We start from the raw sequence: 16,986 nt of genomic DNA, 5'->3' as shown, positions 1-16,986 counted from the left end.
AACGTGTGTTATAATGTGAGGTGTTTTGATACGTTGAGAAATATTCTGGAATGCAAATCCCTTCTTGCACAAAGAAGGGTTTTTTACATAATAAACAGAAGCAAGTTGAAAGGATGAAAGTATATGCCGAAACCAGTAATAGCAATAGTAGGCCGCCCGAACGTAGGAAAATCTACTATTTTCAATAGAATAGTTGGAGAAAGAGTTTCAATCGTAGAAGATATCCCAGGTATAACTCGAGACCGTATTTATAGTGCGGGAGAATGGTTAAATCATGAGTTTAACATTATTGATACAGGTGGAATTGATATTGGAGACGAGCCGTTCTTGACACAAATTCGTCAACAGGCGGAAGTTGCGATTGATGAAGCAGATGTTATCATTTTTATGACGAATGGTCGCGATGGTGTAACTGCAGCGGATGAAGAAGTTGCTAAAATTTTGTATCGTTCTAAAAAACCAATTGTACTTGCGGTAAATAAAGTTGATAATCCAGAAATGCGTAGTGATATTTATGATTTTTATTCATTAGGATTTGGCGAGCCATTCCCGATTTCAGGTACACACGGTTTAGGACTTGGTGATTTGTTAGATGAAGCTGCAAATCATTTTCCAAAGATTGAAGAAGAAGCGTATGACGATGAAACAATCCGTTTCTCTTTAATTGGACGTCCAAACGTAGGGAAATCATCGCTTGTAAATGCACTTCTTGGTCAAGAACGTGTAATTGTAAGTAATATCGCAGGAACGACGCGTGATGCTGTCGATACACCATATAGTAAAGATGATCAAGATTATGTAATCATCGATACAGCTGGTATGCGTAAAAAAGGAAAAGTATATGAAAGTACAGAAAAGTATAGTGTACTTCGTGCACTTAGAGCGATTGAACGTTCTGACGTTGTTTTAGTTGTTTTAGACGGAGAAGAAGGAATTATTGAGCAAGATAAAAAAATCGCTGGATATGCTCATGATTCAGGACGAGCTGTTATTATCGTTGTAAACAAATGGGATGCAGTGAAAAAAGATGAAAAAACAATGAAAGCATTTGAAGAAAACATTCGTGCTCATTTCCAATTCTTGGATTATGCACCGATTGTATTCTTATCTGCAAAAACGAAAAAACGTACACAAACGTTATTACCGGTTATCAATGAGGTAAATGAAAGCCATAGTATCCGTGTACAAACAAACGTATTAAACGATGTAATTATGGATGCGGTAGCGATGAATCCAACACCGACTCATAATGGTAGCCGTCTGAAAATCTTCTATGCGACACAGGTTGCGGTAAAACCACCGACATTTGTTGTGTTTGTAAACGATACAGAATTAATGCACTTTTCATATGAGCGCTTCTTAAAGAATCGTTTACGTGAAGCGTTCGGTTTTGTAGGAACGCCGATTCACATTATTGCTCGAGCAAGAGACTAATGGAGAGGATGTGATTTTATGACAAAAATCACAGTAGTAGGAGCAGGTAGCTGGGGAACAGCGTTAGCGATGGTATTAGCTGACAATGGACATGATGTACGTATTTGGGGAAATCGCTCAGAACTTATGGATGAAATGAATACGAAACATGAGAATAGTCGATATCTCCCAGGCATTACATTGCCAAGCACAATCGTAGCCTACTCTTCTTTAGAAGAAGCATTAGTAGATGTAAATACAGTACTGCTAGTAGTACCGACGAAAGCGTACAGAGATGTATTACAAGAGATGAAAGAAATTGTTACAGAACCGATTACTTGGATTCATGCGAGTAAAGGGATTGAACCTGGTACGTCAAAACGTATTTCGGAAGTAATCGAGGAAGAAATTCCAGAGAACTTAATTAAAGATGTTGTTGTATTGTCTGGACCGAGTCATGCTGAAGAAGTTGGTTTACGACAAGCGACAACAGTTACGTCTGCAGCAAAGCGTATGGAAGCGGCTGAGGAAGTACAAGATTTATTCATGAATAGTTATTTCCGTGTATACACAAATCCAGATATCGTTGGAGTTGAACTTGGTGGTGCGTTAAAAAATATTATCGCATTAGCTGCTGGTATAACTGATGGTCTTGGATTAGGTGATAATGCAAAAGCGGCATTGATGACACGTGGTTTAACAGAGATTGCTCGTTTAGGAAGAAAAATGGGCGGGAATCCGTTAACGTTTGCGGGTCTAACTGGTATGGGAGACTTAATTGTAACTTGTACAAGTGTTCATAGCCGAAATTGGCGCGCTGGAAATATGCTTGGAAAAGGACATTCTTTAGAAGAAGTGTTAGAAAGCATGGGTATGGTTGTGGAAGGTGTAAGAACAACGAAAGCTGCTCATGAATTGGCAGAGAAAATGGAAGTTGAAATGCCGATTACAGCTGCTTTATATGACGTGCTGTTCAATGGGAATAACGTAAAAGATGCGGTAGGCTCATTAATGGGACGTGTTCGAAAACATGAAGTGGAAGCTATACCTGACTTACTGTAAAGAAAAGCGACAGAAGTACATTTGTACTTCTGTCGCTTTTTTATTTTATGGGTCTTTTCACCATTTATTTATTTTTGCATAGGATGAAGAGTAACTTGAGGAGAGGGTGAAAAGAATGGATAATAACATTTTTAATAATATTGAGAAGGAAGCGAAAGTAAATAAAGAGGATATTTTTAAATTAGCATCATCCGTGCAAAATGCGAATTTACGTGATGAAACTGTACTTCGTCAATTGATTCATCAAGTGGCTCTTATGGCGGGACGTGAAGTGCCGAAAGAGCAAGAGGATCAAATTGTAAAAGCGATTATTAATAATAATATGCCAGCGGATTTTGGCTCGTTAAGCAAAATGTTTAAAAAATAAATTATGAGAAACAAAGAGTTTGTAGATTGCATATGATAGCCATGAAAGAATGGGAATAGAGCTGTTTTTGGGCATATTTGGTCAACCGAAGCGAGAGATATAATCGCTTCGGTTTTATTTTTATCTAAATTGGTGGAAGATGCTGAAAAACCTATTGATTAAAGTTACATATTTGCGATTTGTAGTAAAATGTTCTTTTTTTTATTTGTTTAAAGATTTTAATTTGTTAAAATAGTATAAAAATAGATTAATAAAAAGGGGTGTGTATATGTCAGAAGGGCTTATGAAAATGTGGTTGGCTTTAGGGGCAATTGGATTTATGTTTTTTGCAGTAAGTTTTATTTTATTAAGTAGACATAAAATAAAGAATAAATTTTTGAAAGGGATTACAGCGTTAGTAGCGTACACCCTTATGGTTGTGTCAGGAATTGTTATTTTTCTTGTTGTATTTAGTGGACCTGTACAGCAGTAAATGGAATGGTCTCAAAAATACTACATACGGAGCAAGTTATATTAGTATGAAAAGGTGATGCTAGTGAAAAAAGTCCATATTATTTTAATATTTTGTTGTATGAGCCTTTTAACGGGGTGCCTGTATCCGAAAGAAAATATGAAGCAAAATGCGGTTCCTTATGAAGATCAGCTACAGGTTGTTCAAAAAGCTGTTGTGACATTTAAGGAGCAAAATGATGGGATATTGCCAATTAAGACGAGGGATATGAGTACACCTATTTATCAAAAGTATCCAATCGATTTTCAACAGATTGCTCCGCGTTACATACAAGAAGCGCCAGGGAATGCATATGAAAGTGGAGGAGTATATCAATACGTATTAATAGACGTTGAAACAAATCCAACAGTAAAGTTAATTGATGTTAGGATGGCTGAACAAATTCAGGAATTATCTTTAAAACTTAGGATGTATCGTGATGAACATCAATATCCACCTTTTAAAAAAGTAATTTCAGATGGTGTATATGAATTGGATTTCAAAAAACTAGGATATAAAGATGTGCCACAAGTGACAAGTCCATATTCTGGTAAAGGGCTTCCTTTTGTAATTAATGAAAAAGGAGAAGTTTTTGTTGATTATAGAATCGACTTATATGACGCTTTGAAAAAAAATGAAGGGCAGTTTACGGAGGGAGAAGATATTCGAAATATACTTTCGAAAGGTTCCCCGTTTGTACCAGCTTATTCTTTACCGTACACAGTAAAGAACGGAGAACCAATTTTTTTAAAATCATAAGTCATGAACCTTTCTTTTAGTGAATAAGTTCTAGAAGAAAGGTTTTTTATGTTATACAACTTACGATGCAAACAAAAGATATTTTTTAATAGTCATATGAAATTGGACAAAATTATATGATATATTGTCCGAACTTCTAGAATACCATTATATTATATCAGATATTATAGGCAACGTTAGAGAAGGTATTAGTTGACTATAAACGCGGAATTATTCCCAAAAATTTTGAGGGAGGGAATCACTTGGAAAAGGTAGATATTTTTAAAGATATTGCAGAACGAACAGGCGGTGATATTTATTTTGGAGTTGTAGGAGCTGTTCGAACAGGGAAATCAACATTCATTAAAAAATTTATGGAACTTGTAGTTATTCCAAATATTGAGAATGAGTCTGACCGTCAAAGAGCGCAGGATGAATTGCCTCAAAGTGCTGCTGGTCGTACAATTATGACGACGGAACCGAAGTTTGTTCCAAACCAAGCGGTTTCTATCGAAGTAGATGAAGGACTTGAAGTGAACATTCGATTAGTAGATTGTGTTGGATATACGGTTCCAGGAGCGAAGGGCTATGAAGATGAGAATGGCCCGCGCATGATTAATACCCCTTGGTATGAAGAACCTATTCCATTCCATGAAGCTGCAGAAATCGGCACGCGTAAAGTAATTCAAGAACATTCAACAATTGGTGTTGTAATTACAACAGATGGAACAATTGGTGAAATTCCAAGAAGAGATTATATAGAGGCAGAAGAACGCGTTGTAAATGAGTTGAAAGAAGTAGGAAAACCTTTCATTATGATAATTAATACGGTACAGCCGTATCATCCAGATACAGAGCAATTACGCCAAAGTTTATCAGAAGAATATGATATCCCGGTTATTGCAATGAGTGTGGAGAGTTTAAGAGAAACAGATGTATATAATGTACTTCGTGAAGCGCTATTTGAATTCCCTGTATTAGAAGTGAATGTGAACCTTCCGAGCTGGGTAATGGTGCTAAATGAAGGGCATTGGTTGCGTCAAAGTTATCAAGAAGCAGTTCAAGAAACTGTGAAGGATATAAAACGTCTTCGTGATGTGGATCGCGTTGTTTGGCAGTTTAGTCAATATGAATTTATTGATCGAGCGAGCCTAGCTGGCATTGATATGGGGCAAGGTGTGGCGGAGATTGATTTATATGCGCCAGATGAATTATATGATCAGATTTTAAAAGAAGTAGTAGGAGTAGAAATTCGAGGGAAAGATCATTTATTGAAGCTTATGCTCGATTTATCTCATGCGAAAATAGAATACGACCAAGTGGCAGATGCATTGCGTATGGTTAAGCAAACAGGATATGGTGTAGCAGCCCCTGCGCTAGCGGATATGAGCTTAGATGAGCCAGAAATTATTCGTCATGGTTCAAGGTTTGGTGTGAAGTTAAAAGCGGTAGCGCCATCTATTCATATGATTAAAGTAGATGTAGAGTCAACGTTTGAGCCGATCATTGGTACTGAAAAGCAAAGTGAAGAATTAGTTCGTTATTTAATGCAAGATTTTGAAGATGACCCGTTATCAATTTGGAATTCTGATATATTTGGACGTTCGCTTAGCTCGATTGTTCGAGAAGGAATTCAGGCGAAATTATCTTTAATGCCAGAAAATGCTAGATATAAATTAAAAGAAACGCTAGAAAGAATTATTAATGAAGGATCTGGCGGATTAATTGCGATTATACTATAAGAAAAATCCCTCTCACTGTAGAGGGATTTTTTGTTTTTCCGATTATAAAATAGAAAAATAAACAGTCATTATCTAATACATTGTTGTAAATTGTCAAGTTTCATCAGATTTTCACATTTTCAGAGTAACAATTTCCTTAAAAATATTGAATTATAAAGGAGAATCGTATAATATAGGCGTTGATAATGATTTATCTACATCTTTGTAGTATAGAATTTGTAAAAATTGCCTACAAATGAAAGTAAGACTCATTTTATGATCATTATACAGTCTTATCTTTGGGAGGAGGTGAATGGCATGAACAAGACAGATTTAATCAATGCTGTTGCAGAAGCAAGTTCCCTTTCTAAAAAGGACGCAACAAAAGCAGTAGACGCTGTTTTTGATTCTATCTTAGAAGCTTTAAAACAAGGTGATAAAGTACAACTGATCGGATTCGGTAACTTCGAAGTTCGTGAGCGTGCGGCTCGTAAAGGTCGTAACCCACAAACAGGTGAGGAGATTGAAATCGCTGCAAGTAAAGTACCTGCATTCAAACCTGGTAAAGCGTTAAAAGATGCGGTTAAATAATCCTTACATATTAACAGGGAAGAAGAGTTTCCTTTTTGGGAACTCTTCTTTTTGCTTTTAAAAACATAAATATGCTAGAATGTGTTCGTATCACTTTTAGGTTTTCGGGAGGGCTAGCGGATGGCAAAAGTTAATTTAGAACAAATTGAACATGCAGTACGCCTTATTTTAGAGGCGATTGGGGATGATCCAAATCGTGAGGGAGTACTTGATACGCCAAAGCGTGTTGCAAAAATGTACGCAGAAGTGTTCTCAGGTATGCATGAAGATCCGAAAGAGCATTTGCATAAAGTATTCGGAGAAGATCACGAAGAGCTTGTACTAGTAAAAGATATACCATTTTATTCGATGTGTGAGCATCATTTAGTTCCATTCTATGGAGTTGCTCACGTTGCATATATTCCGCAAGGTGGAAAGGTGACAGGGTTAAGTAAATTAGCTCGTACTGTAGATACAATTGCACGTCGTCCACAACTGCAAGAACGTATTACATCAACAGTAGCGAACTCTATTATGGAAGTACTAGAGCCTCATGGTGTAATGGTAGTAGTAGAAGCAGAACATATGTGTATGACGATGCGTGGTGTGAAAAAACCAGGTGCGAAAACAGTAACGACAGCAGTGCGTGGTGTGCTTGAAAATGATGCTGCAGCGCGCAGTGAAATTTTATCGTTTATTAAAGCGAAGTAAAGAAAAGCGGGAAACTGCTTTTCTTTTTTTTTTTAGTAAATAAATGATATAGTTTTAGCTAGACAGAGTGAGATTAGAAAGATTGCTTACATGAATGGTAGGTGTAGCCAAGTTTTGGTTATAGAAAATAGAGTGTATGTGTTATAATAAGTTTTATGAATTAGAAAACAAGGGTGATTTTTTGTGTGTGACATCTACGGAGGGTATGCGGGTATAAAAGAGAAATTGATGGAGAAATTACGCCATCCTTATTTTATAAACTATATTGAAGAACCATTTATTGATGAAGAAAAGATAGCATTGTTATATGGTGCTTTAAAGAGTGCAAACTTACATATAGAACAAATTGAGCATTACGTAGTAACAATTATGCTTGTACAAATTGCGCTTGATACGCATGAAAGGGTATCAAATAAAGCAGGCGAGGAAGAGATTGAATTCCATAAATGTCGTCAATTAACAGTACTTGCAGGCGATTACTATAGTGGACTATATTATTATTTATTGTCTATGAATCGTGATATTGTTTTAATTCGTGCACTTGCTGAAGGAATTAAAGAGATAAATGAACACAAAATTATGTTATACCAAAAAGCGCATGAAACGACGGATGACATAATGAAAAGCGTAGTAACGATTGAGTCTGCGCTCCTTCAAAAAACATGTGATCATTTTCATTTATCACATTGGAAGCCATTTATCACATACGTATTAGGTGGAAATCGCCTTCAAAAAGAAATTCAATTGTATGCTGATAAACAACATTCACCTGTTTTTCAAGCGGTGCAAGATGCTTTAGGGGATAAAGCAGAAGTAGTGATTAATGGTTGGATGATGGAATTGAGAAAGAAAGAAAAACAATTTTTAGAAAATCACACAGACGTAAATGAAATAAATTCTGTGTTAAGGGATAAATAGAAGACATAAGCAATTTTACATTGGAAGAAGGTACGAGCATGCAACAATCAAAAGAAGAAAGAGTACATGACGTATTTGAAAAGATTTCTGATAAATACGATGTGATGAATTCTGTAATTAGTTTTCAAAGACATAAAGCGTGGCGTAAAGAAACGATGCGAATTATGGATGTACAACCTGGCAGTAAAGCGCTTGATGTATGCTGCGGAACCGCAGATTGGACAATTGCGCTAGCTGGAGCGGTAGGTGAGCAAGGAAAGGTTGTTGGCTTAGACTTCAGTGAAAATATGTTATCTGTCGGTAAGCAAAAGGTAGAGGCGTTACAATTAAAACAAGTAGAACTTCTACATGGGAATGCAATGGAGCTTCCATTTGAAGATAATACGTTTGATTATGTAACAATTGGGTTTGGTTTACGTAACGTACCGGATTATATGCACGTATTAAAAGAAATGACGCGTGTAGTAAAACCAGGTGGAAAAGTAATCTGTTTAGAAACATCTCAACCAACAATGATTGGTTTTCGACAAGGGTATATTTTATACTTTAAATATATCATGCCGTTATTTGGAAAGATGTTTGCGAAAAGTTATAAAGAATATTCATGGCTTCAAGAATCTGCTAGTGCATTCCCAGGGATGAAAGAATTGGCCCAAATGTTTGAGCAAGCTGGACTTGAACGTGTGCAAGTGAAACCATTTACTTTTGGGGTAGCAGCGATGCATTTAGGTATTAAACCAGAATCAAAATAGAAAAAAGAAAAAAGAAGTTTTAGGTTAAGGTGAACAATATGAAGTTACAACTTATGTACTCTTTTTTACGATCGGATATTAATGTGATAGAAAAAGAATTAAAAAAGACAGTTGCATCTGAACAGCCATTAGTAGAAGAGGCAGCATTACAACTTATTGAAGCTGGTGGGAAGCGAATTCGTCCTGTATTTGTGTTGCTTGCAGGGAAATTTGGAGATTATAAGTTAGATGCGATTAAGCATGTTGCTGTTGCGTTAGAGCTTATTCATATGGCTTCTCTTGTTCACGATGATGTTATTGATGCTGCATTTTTACGACGCGGCAGTGCGACTGTGAATGCGAAATGGGGAGATCGTATTGCGATGTATACAGGGGACTATTTGTTCGCTAAGTCTCTTGAATGTATAACAAATATCGAAATCCCAGAGGCGCATCAAGCGTTATCACATACTATTTTAGAAGTCTGTAAAGGTGAAATTGAACAAATTAAAGATAAATACAATTATGACCAAAATTTAAGAACGTATTTAAGAAGAATAAAGCGAAAAACAGCATTATTAATTGCCGCGAGTTGTCAATTGGGAGCGATTGCTGCTGGTGCTAATCGTGATACAGTAAATCGTCTATTTTGGTATGGGTATTTTGTAGGAATGTCTTATCAAATTATTGATGACATTTTAGACTTCGTTTCCACAGAAGAGAAACTTGGAAAACCTGCTGGTGGAGATTTATTACAAGGAAACATAACGCTCCCTGCTTTATATGCGATGGAAGATCCAGTACTTCGTCAAAAAATCACATCTGTACATGAAAATACAACAGCAAGTGAAATGCAAGAAATTATTGATGCTGTAAAAAATAGTCCAGCAATTGATCAAGCATTTGCGTTTAGTGAACGTTATTTACATAAAGCTTTAGAAATAATAAAACCACTCCCACGTGGAAAAGCAAAGTATGCATTACAAAATGTTGCAAAGTATATTGGAAAACGAAAATTTTAATGTTTATTCTAAAAAATAAAATAATCTCTCTATTTCAAAACTATTGCACAATTGTGATAAGGGTGATAATATGTGTGTGGGGATATACAATTACATACATAATTCAGAAGTGGAGAGATTTTTTATGGAAAAAACATTTCTAATGGTAAAACCAGACGGTGTACAACGTGCCTTCATTGGGGAAATTGTAGCTCGTTTTGAGAAAAAAGGATTTCAATTAGTTGGTGCAAAATTAATGCAAGTCACTCCGGAAATTGCTGGACAACACTACGCTGAGCATAAGGAAAAACCTTTCTTTGGTGAGTTAGTAGACTTTATTACATCTGGACCTGTATTCGCAATGGTATGGCAAGGTGAAGGTGTAGTAGATACAGCGCGTAACATGATGGGGAAAACAAGACCACATGAAGCAGCTCCTGGAACAATTCGTGGAGATTTCGGTGTAACTGTTGCGAAAAATATTATTCATGGTTCTGATTCTTTAGAAAGCGCAGAGCGCGAGATTGCTATTTTCTTTAAAGAAGAAGAATTAGTTGACTACTCAAAATTAATGAATGAATGGATTTACTAATTATTTTGAAATAATTTGTAAACGCTTTAATCACTGTGATAATAGTAAAAAGTGCAAGGAGAATAGGGGTATTCTTCTTGCACTTTTTTTATTTTCAATTAGTTACGAAGTTTGAGCTGTTATGATATATTGATATTTAAATTAGGCCTATCGGAAATATAGAATAAGAAAATGGTCGATTTATGATATAATTTCTTTAATATTTTTAGAATGATAAAAGTTAATATAGTGAGATAAATACATATACGAAAAGAGGAATAACGTATGCGATATATTACGGCTGGTGAATCTCATGGTCCGCAACTTACAACGATTATAGAAGGTGTTCCAGCAGGATTGTCTTTAGTAGCGGATGATATAAACGAAGAGTTAGCTAGAAGGCAAAAGGGATATGGGCGTGGTAGACGCATGCAAATTGAAACGGATCAAGTGCAAATTTTAAGTGGTGTTAGACATGGAGAAACATTAGGTTCCCCTATTGCACTCGTTGTTGAAAATCGTGATTTTGCCCATTGGACAAAAATTATGGGGGCAGAGCCTTTAACTGAGCAGGAAGAAAAAGAGATAAAAAGGAAAGTGACAAAACCAAGGCCTGGGCATGCTGATTTAAATGGTGCAATTAAATATGGTCATAGAGATATGAGGAATGTACTGGAACGTTCGTCAGCGCGCGAAACGACGGTGCGTGTTGCTGCTGGTGCGGTTGCTAAAAAGGTGTTAGCAGAACTTGGTATTAAAGTAGCGGGCCATGTAATTGAAATTGGCGGTGTACAAGCTAAGGAGGTTACGTATAGTTCAATTGAAGAATTAAAGAGTATTACAGAAGCATCTCCTGTACGTTGCTTAGATGACGAAGCTGGTAACCAAATGATGAAAGCGATTGATGATGCGAAAGCAAATGGTGATTCAATTGGTGGAATCGTTGAAGTAATTGTGGAAGGAATGCCAATTGGAGTAGGTAGCTACGTGCATTATGATCGAAAACTGGATGCGAAATTAGCAGCTGCAATTATGAGTATTAATGCTTTTAAAGGTGTCGAGATTGGAATTGGTTTTGAAGCAGCGCATAGACCGGGAAGTGAAGTTCATGATGAAATTCTATGGAATGAGGAGCATGGATATACAAGAAGAACAAATAATGCAGGTGGATTAGAAGGCGGTATGACGACTGGAATGCCAATTGTTGTGCGCGGTGTGATGAAACCGATACCTACACTTTATAAACCTCTTCAAAGTGTAGATATTGATACGAAAGAGCCTTTTACAGCGAGCATTGAACGTTCAGATAGTTGTGCAGTGCCAGCAGCTAGTGTCGTTGCAGAAGCGGTTGTGGCTTGGGAATTAGCAACAGCTTTAATAGAACAATTCGGATTAGATCGTATGGAACTAATTCGTGAAAATATTGAGAAACATAATGAATATGCGAGGGGATTTTAATGGGAAACATACATATTCAAACGAAATCAAAAGAATATGATGTACATGTTGGTAAAGAAGCGTTGTCAAACTTAACAATGATCGTTCAAAATATGCAGCCAGCTGTATCTAACGTAATGATCATTTCAGATGAAGCTGTTGCATCACTACATTTACAGACAGTTATCGATGCATTACAAGTGGAGCAGGACGTGTTTTCGTTTGTTGTACCAAGTGGCGAAAAAGAGAAGTCTTTCGAAAATTTCTATGCGGCTCATACGTCAGCTCTTGAAAATAAATTAGATAGAAATTCTTTAATTCTTGCACTTGGAGGCGGAATGATTGGAGATTTAGCTGGTTTTGTTGCTGCATCTTTTATGCGGGGTATTCGCTTTGTGCAGGTTCCGACGACTTTATTAGCGCACGATAGCGCAGTAGGTGGGAAAGTAGCGATTAATCATCCGTTAGGTAAAAATATGATTGGTGCATTCCATCAGCCAGAAGCGGTTGTATATCATACACCGTTTTTACAGTCTCTTCCTGAAAAAGAGTGGCGTTCAGGTTATGCAGAGGTGATAAAGCATGCTCTTATTGGTGATGTGGAGCTATATCATTGGTTAAAAGAAGAAGTGCAAACATTAGCGGATCTTCGTGATGAGAAGTTAATCCATATATTAACGAAGGCGATTCCTGTAAAGGCAAATGTTGTGTCACAAGATGAAACAGAGAAGGGTGTACGTGCCCATTTGAACTTTGGACATACGTTAGGACATGCTCTTGAAAAAGAGCTAGGGTATGGGAATATTACTCACGGTGACGGCGTAGCGGTTGGAATGTTATTCGCCATATTTTTAAGTGAGCAAGTGTACAAGGTTGATCTTGCTTATGAAGATATGAAGCAGTGGTTCTTGAAATACGGCTATCCAAAAATGCCAAGAGATTTGAATGTAGAGCGCCTCGTTCAATTGATGAAACAAGATAAGAAAGCAAATGCAGGAGCAATTCATATGGTGCTTATGCAGGAATATGGGGTAGTGAATGTCGTATCTATTTCAGATGAGACTGTTCATATTGCGTTAGAGGCATTTCAAAAAGATATGGTTTAAAATGATAGCGAAGTGTTGTGAAGTGCTCATTTAGAGGTATTCTCGTAATAGTGACGGTTATGATAAAAGATTACAGTAAGGGGCTATAACTGTATTGTAATCAAATTGAATGAAATGACTGGGGGAAGAAAAATGAGAGTGAAAGAGCAATTGTTAACTTTGAGAGCGTATGTGCCTGGGAAAAACATTGAAGAAGTAAAAAGGGAATATGGATTATCGAAAATTGTGAAATTAGCATCGAACGAAAATCCATTCGGTTGCTCAGCGCGTGTGACAGAAGCATTAACTTCTTTAGCGAGCCAATATGCCCTTTATCCAGATGGATATGCCTTTGAACTTCGGACAAAAGTAGCGGAACATTTAGGTGTAAAAGCAGAACAACTACTATTTGGTAGTGGATTAGATGAAGTCATTCAAATGATTAGCCGAGCGTTACTACATGAAGGAACAAACGTTGTAATGGCGAATCCTACGTTTTCACAATATCATCACCATGCTGTTATTGAAGGAGCAGAAGTTCGTGAAGTATCACTTAAAGACGGTATTCACGATTTAGATGCAATGCTAGAGCAAGTAGATGATAAAACGAAAATTGTATGGATTTGTAATCCGAATAATCCGACAGGTACATATGTTGAGAAACAAAAATTACTTTCATTTTTAGAATCAGTTCCTAAGTCGGCTCTCGTTATTATGGACGAAGCATATTATGAATACGCGGAAGCAGAAGACTATCCGCAAACATTGCCACTTCTTGAAAAGTATGAAAATCTTATGGTTTTACGCACGTTTTCAAAAGCATATGGTTTAGCTGCTTTTCGTATCGGATATGCGATTGGGGATGCGAAGTTAATCGGACAGCTAGAAGTAGCGAGGTTACCATTCAATACATCAACTGTAGCGCAATCTGTAGCACTCGCTGCATTAGAAGATCAAGCCTTTTTACAAGATTGTGTGAAAAAGAATGCTGAAGGTCTAAATCAGTATTATGCATTTTGTAAAGAATATAACGTATTCTATTATCCATCTCAAACAAATTTCATTTTCTTAAAACTTGGTATACCAGGTAATGAAGCTTTCGAACGATTAATGAAAAAAGGATATATCGTTCGTTCTGGTGCTGCATTTGGTATCGATGATGGTATTCGTATTACTGTCGGTTTGAAAGAAGAAAATGATGAAATTATAGAGTTGCTGAAAGAGCTTGTAAATGAGCAAGTACAGAAAGAAGAAACATATTCTTAAGAGATTGTGAAGGCTCCTATTATAGGAGCCTTTTTTATCGTATTAAAAATAAAGGTTGAAGACTGGTAATTAAGTTGTTCTGTAAATCACGGTTTGTATGGCTTGATAATTAGTGAGAGAAGTTATTTGCACGGTCATAAAAGAAAGCGGTACAATAGAAGATGATGATAAGGTATCGGTGTCATATCCGAACCTTTTGAACAATTACCTACTCTGTAAGAAGAAGTATAAGAAGAAGCATGCTCATTCTAAAGGTTGCGTTCTAACAGTGAGTTGCTTATGATAAATGAACAGAAGAGAATATTTTTTAGAATTAAAGGAGACGTTTATGCAAAAGTTTGAACAAGCTGTTTCATATATTGAAAATGGTGAAGCGGAAAAAGGATTACAATTATTAAAAGAACAATTAAAAATTGCAAATGATGAAGAGAAGTATGATATCGCTCGTTACTATCATACACTTGGATTTACAGATGAGGCATTAGCGATTACTGAAGACTTACGTTTACTGTATCCGGAAGAAAGTGAATTCACTGTATTTTTAGCAGAATTATATATTGATCTAGATAAAGAAGATGAAGCGATTGAAGTACTTCATGATATTCCAGAAAATGACGATTTATATGTTCAATCTTTATTACTTGTTGCAGATTTATTCCAAATGCAAGGTTTTGATGATGTAGCAGAGCAAAAACTATTAAAGGCGAAAGAAATGATGCCTGATGAACCTGTTATTACGTTTGGGTTAGCAGAATTATATAGTAGTAAAGGTGAAGAACAAAAGGCAATTACTTATTATGAATCGCTATTAGCTGAACATAAAGTAATGGGTGGTGTTGTGATCGCACTTCGCCTTGCAGAAACGTTAAGTGCGATTGGAAACTGGGAAGAGGCGATTTCTTATTATGAAGCAGGCCTAGAGGAACAAAAAGATATTCACTCATTATTTGGATATGCCTTCACATTATACCAAGGTGAAGAATATCAGAGAGCAATCGGTGCTTGGCAAGAACTAAAAGAATTAGACCCTGAGTACGCATCACTGTACATGTATTTAGCGAAAAGCTATGAAAAAGAAGGAATGCTTCAAGAAAGCTATGAAACGCTTCATGAAGGAATTAAAGTAGATGAGCTTTCAGTTCCGTTTTATGTAGAGTTAGCGAACATTGCGGCGAAATCAGGAAAAATAGTAGAAGCAGAGGAAGTTCTTCAAAAAGCACTTGAGTTAGACCCAGGGCATTTAGGCGCAACATTAAAATATGCGTATATCTTAAAAGGACAAGAAAAGTACGAAGAGTTAATTGCAATTGTAGAGCGTGCTATTGATAGTGGAGAACCAGATACACAACTACTTTGGGACCTTGCGTATGCAAAAAAACAATTAGAAATGTATTCGGATGCATTAAAACACTATGAAAGTGCATATACTTCTTTTAAGAATCATCCAGACTTCTTAGAAGAATACGGTTATTTCTTATTGGAAGAAGGAAAGCGAAAAGAGGCGAAAGAAGTATTTACCCAGTTATTACAACTAGACCCGACACAAATTCATATTGAAGAGTTGTTATATAATTTAGAGGATTTTTCATAAGTTGGAAGGAAACTGAATGCCGCTTCTTGAATCTAAAAAGAAAAGAGAAAGACAGAGGAGGGACTTAATTGCTATGAATACCCCTGTTTCTGTAAACGAGAAGAAGGATTTTGTAAAATGGTTTTTGAATAATTACCAACTGAAACAGCGTGAATGTGTATGGATTCTGAATTATTTAATGAGTCACGACCAATTGATGCATAAAGTCCACTTCGTAGAGCATGCAAAATATTGTCCGCGTGGCTTAGTGATGTCAGCGAATTGTGTGAAAGACACACCGTTTCACTTTTTTAAACAAAATGTTATGACAACAGATGCTGAAAAATCGTTTCATGATATTCGTTTAAATCGAGATGAGGATATTTATATTCAACTCAACTTTAAATCATCGTTTCAAAATGCGAATTATGTAGCTGTATTAGAAGAAAACCCATATCTACCAAAGCATATTGAAGTAAATGAAAAAGATCGTTTACTTGCAGAAAGGTTTTTGGAAGAAAGTGTATTTTCATTTAGGAGAGAACGCCTTTTGAAACAAATTGATGAAGCGTTAGATAAGCAAGATAAGGAAGCGTTTCATAGATTAACGGCCGAGTTAAAGACTTTATAGAATTTATTTGGATTAATAAATTTTTACAAATTTCAGACTTTCGCCAAGAAAAACTACCTATATTGGGTAGTTTTTCTTTTTTTACCTCTTTTAGTATGGTTTAATATATATAAAGTGAAAGTTCTGTCATTTGCAAGTGAAGGAGGGAAGGAATTTGAAGTGGAGTGTAAAAGATGTGGAACAGTTTGAACAAGCAAGAGAGTATGTTGATACAGGAGTAATACCGCTTTTATCAATTTCGGCAGCACAAGAAATGAAAATGGTTGTAGAACAAGGTGAATTTATCGAATTGTTGAGCACGGAATTGGAAAGAGAGTATAAAGGAAGAGTGCTTTTACTACCTGCGTTTACGTATTTGGTAGAAAGTCAAAAGAATGAAAAAGGTCGTTTGCAAGAATGGACAAATCATTTACGAAGCGAAGGTTTTAAGCATATTGCTTATGTTACAAGTGATTTTTCATGGAAAGAGGATATGCAAGAGTTACAGGGAGATTTATTTTGGTTTCCTTCATTAGCATTAGAACAATTTAGTGATCAAGCAAAAAGAGAAGTTATTCATGCGCATATAAAAAATATAATGGTGATGTTGGAAGAGAAGTGGGGAAACTCACAATAAACAGAAAGTTCTTATTATTATGAGTAGTATGATATTGACCTGTGCATGAGCGTATTATATCATGATAGTGTCCTAGTTTTTATTTTTT

General features: G+C 36.2%; 18 protein-coding genes. All 18 read left to right on the top strand.

The features are described 5' to 3' along the window. Window positions 1-123: 123 nt before the first annotated feature. The 18 genes from der (at window position 124) to MRP26_RS04380 (ending at window position 16,898) form a co-directional block, all read left to right on the top strand. Window positions 124-1,434, top strand: a complete 1,311-nt coding sequence (gene der, locus MRP26_RS04465; RefSeq protein WP_001125890.1) for a ribosome biogenesis GTPase Der — start codon at window positions 124-126, stop codon at window positions 1,432-1,434. An 18-nt stretch (window positions 1,435-1,452) separates the two neighbouring features. Then, window positions 1,453-2,475 carry an NAD(P)H-dependent glycerol-3-phosphate dehydrogenase gene (locus tag MRP26_RS04460; protein ID WP_000161783.1) on the top strand — a complete coding sequence of 341 codons (1,023 nt, stop codon included), beginning with the start codon at window positions 1,453-1,455 and terminating at the stop codon, window positions 2,473-2,475. 115 nt (window positions 2,476-2,590) lie between these two features. Further along, the gene (locus MRP26_RS04455; protein WP_000369753.1) at window positions 2,591-2,842 is read left to right on the top strand and encodes a stage VI sporulation protein F; all 252 of its coding nucleotides are present in this window, start codon (window positions 2,591-2,593) and stop codon (window positions 2,840-2,842) included. Window positions 2,843-3,110: 268 nt separating this feature from the next. After that, a complete protein-coding gene (locus MRP26_RS04450; protein WP_001289005.1) occupies window positions 3,111-3,314 on the top strand; it encodes a DUF2768 domain-containing protein in 204 nt (67 codons plus the stop codon). A 63-nt stretch (window positions 3,315-3,377) separates the two neighbouring features. Further along, a complete protein-coding gene (locus MRP26_RS04445) occupies window positions 3,378-4,091 on the top strand; it encodes a hypothetical protein (protein ID WP_000755480.1) in 714 nt (237 codons plus the stop codon). Between the two features lie 242 nt (window positions 4,092-4,333). After that, entirely contained in the window at window positions 4,334-5,812 is a 1,479-nt protein-coding gene (gene spoIVA, locus MRP26_RS04440; RefSeq protein ID WP_000416519.1) for a stage IV sporulation protein A, read from the top strand. A gap of 297 nt (window positions 5,813-6,109) precedes the next feature. Then, the gene (locus MRP26_RS04435) at window positions 6,110-6,382 is read left to right on the top strand and encodes an HU family DNA-binding protein (protein WP_001043860.1); all 273 of its coding nucleotides are present in this window, start codon (window positions 6,110-6,112) and stop codon (window positions 6,380-6,382) included. A 120-nt stretch (window positions 6,383-6,502) separates the two neighbouring features. After that, a complete protein-coding gene (gene folE, locus MRP26_RS04430) occupies window positions 6,503-7,072 on the top strand; it encodes a GTP cyclohydrolase I FolE (RefSeq protein ID WP_001151481.1) in 570 nt (189 codons plus the stop codon). A gap of 183 nt (window positions 7,073-7,255) precedes the next feature. Then, the gene (locus MRP26_RS04425; RefSeq protein WP_053564889.1) at window positions 7,256-7,990 is read left to right on the top strand and encodes a heptaprenyl diphosphate synthase component 1; all 735 of its coding nucleotides are present in this window, start codon (window positions 7,256-7,258) and stop codon (window positions 7,988-7,990) included. A 38-nt stretch (window positions 7,991-8,028) separates the two neighbouring features. Further along, on the top strand, window positions 8,029-8,742 hold the full coding sequence (gene menG, locus MRP26_RS04420) for a 2-heptaprenyl-1,4-naphthoquinone methyltransferase (RefSeq protein WP_001187668.1): 714 nt from the start codon (window positions 8,029-8,031) through the stop codon (window positions 8,740-8,742). Between the two features lie 38 nt (window positions 8,743-8,780). After that, window positions 8,781-9,743 (top strand): heptaprenyl diphosphate synthase component II, encoded by a 963-nt coding sequence (hepT, locus tag MRP26_RS04415; RefSeq protein ID WP_000776079.1) that lies wholly within the window; start codon window positions 8,781-8,783, stop codon window positions 9,741-9,743. A gap of 124 nt (window positions 9,744-9,867) precedes the next feature. Further along, a complete protein-coding gene (gene ndk, locus MRP26_RS04410) occupies window positions 9,868-10,314 on the top strand; it encodes a nucleoside-diphosphate kinase (RefSeq protein WP_000415883.1) in 447 nt (148 codons plus the stop codon). Between the two features lie 264 nt (window positions 10,315-10,578). Then, window positions 10,579-11,751: a chorismate synthase gene (aroC, locus tag MRP26_RS04405; protein ID WP_001269379.1), complete on the top strand. Its 1,173-nt coding sequence runs from the start codon at window positions 10,579-10,581 to the stop codon at window positions 11,749-11,751. Next, window positions 11,751-12,836 carry a 3-dehydroquinate synthase gene (gene aroB, locus MRP26_RS04400; RefSeq protein ID WP_000526809.1) on the top strand — a complete coding sequence of 362 codons (1,086 nt, stop codon included), beginning with the start codon at window positions 11,751-11,753 and terminating at the stop codon, window positions 12,834-12,836. Before aroC ends, aroB begins: the two co-directional genes overlap by 1 nt. 132 nt (window positions 12,837-12,968) lie before the next feature. Further along, a complete protein-coding gene (gene hisC, locus MRP26_RS04395; protein WP_001264022.1) occupies window positions 12,969-14,081 on the top strand; it encodes a histidinol-phosphate transaminase in 1,113 nt (370 codons plus the stop codon). Between the two features lie 328 nt (window positions 14,082-14,409). Further along, window positions 14,410-15,672, top strand: coding sequence for a tetratricopeptide repeat protein (locus MRP26_RS04390; protein ID WP_242806005.1), 1,263 nt, complete (start codon window positions 14,410-14,412; stop codon window positions 15,670-15,672). A gap of 73 nt (window positions 15,673-15,745) precedes the next feature. Next, a complete protein-coding gene (locus tag MRP26_RS04385; RefSeq protein ID WP_001095925.1) occupies window positions 15,746-16,282 on the top strand; it encodes a ReoY family proteolytic degradation factor in 537 nt (178 codons plus the stop codon). A 154-nt stretch (window positions 16,283-16,436) separates the two neighbouring features. Further along, window positions 16,437-16,898: a YpiF family protein gene (locus MRP26_RS04380; protein ID WP_000872171.1), complete on the top strand. Its 462-nt coding sequence runs from the start codon at window positions 16,437-16,439 to the stop codon at window positions 16,896-16,898. The last annotated feature ends 88 nt before the right edge of the window (window positions 16,899-16,986 follow it).

This window comes from Bacillus sp. CCB-MMP212 (assembly GCF_022748145.1).
Classification (GTDB): Bacteria; Bacillota; Bacilli; order Bacillales; family Bacillaceae_G; genus Bacillus_A; species Bacillus_A cereus.
This window is presented reverse-complemented; position numbering and strand designations above follow the sequence as displayed.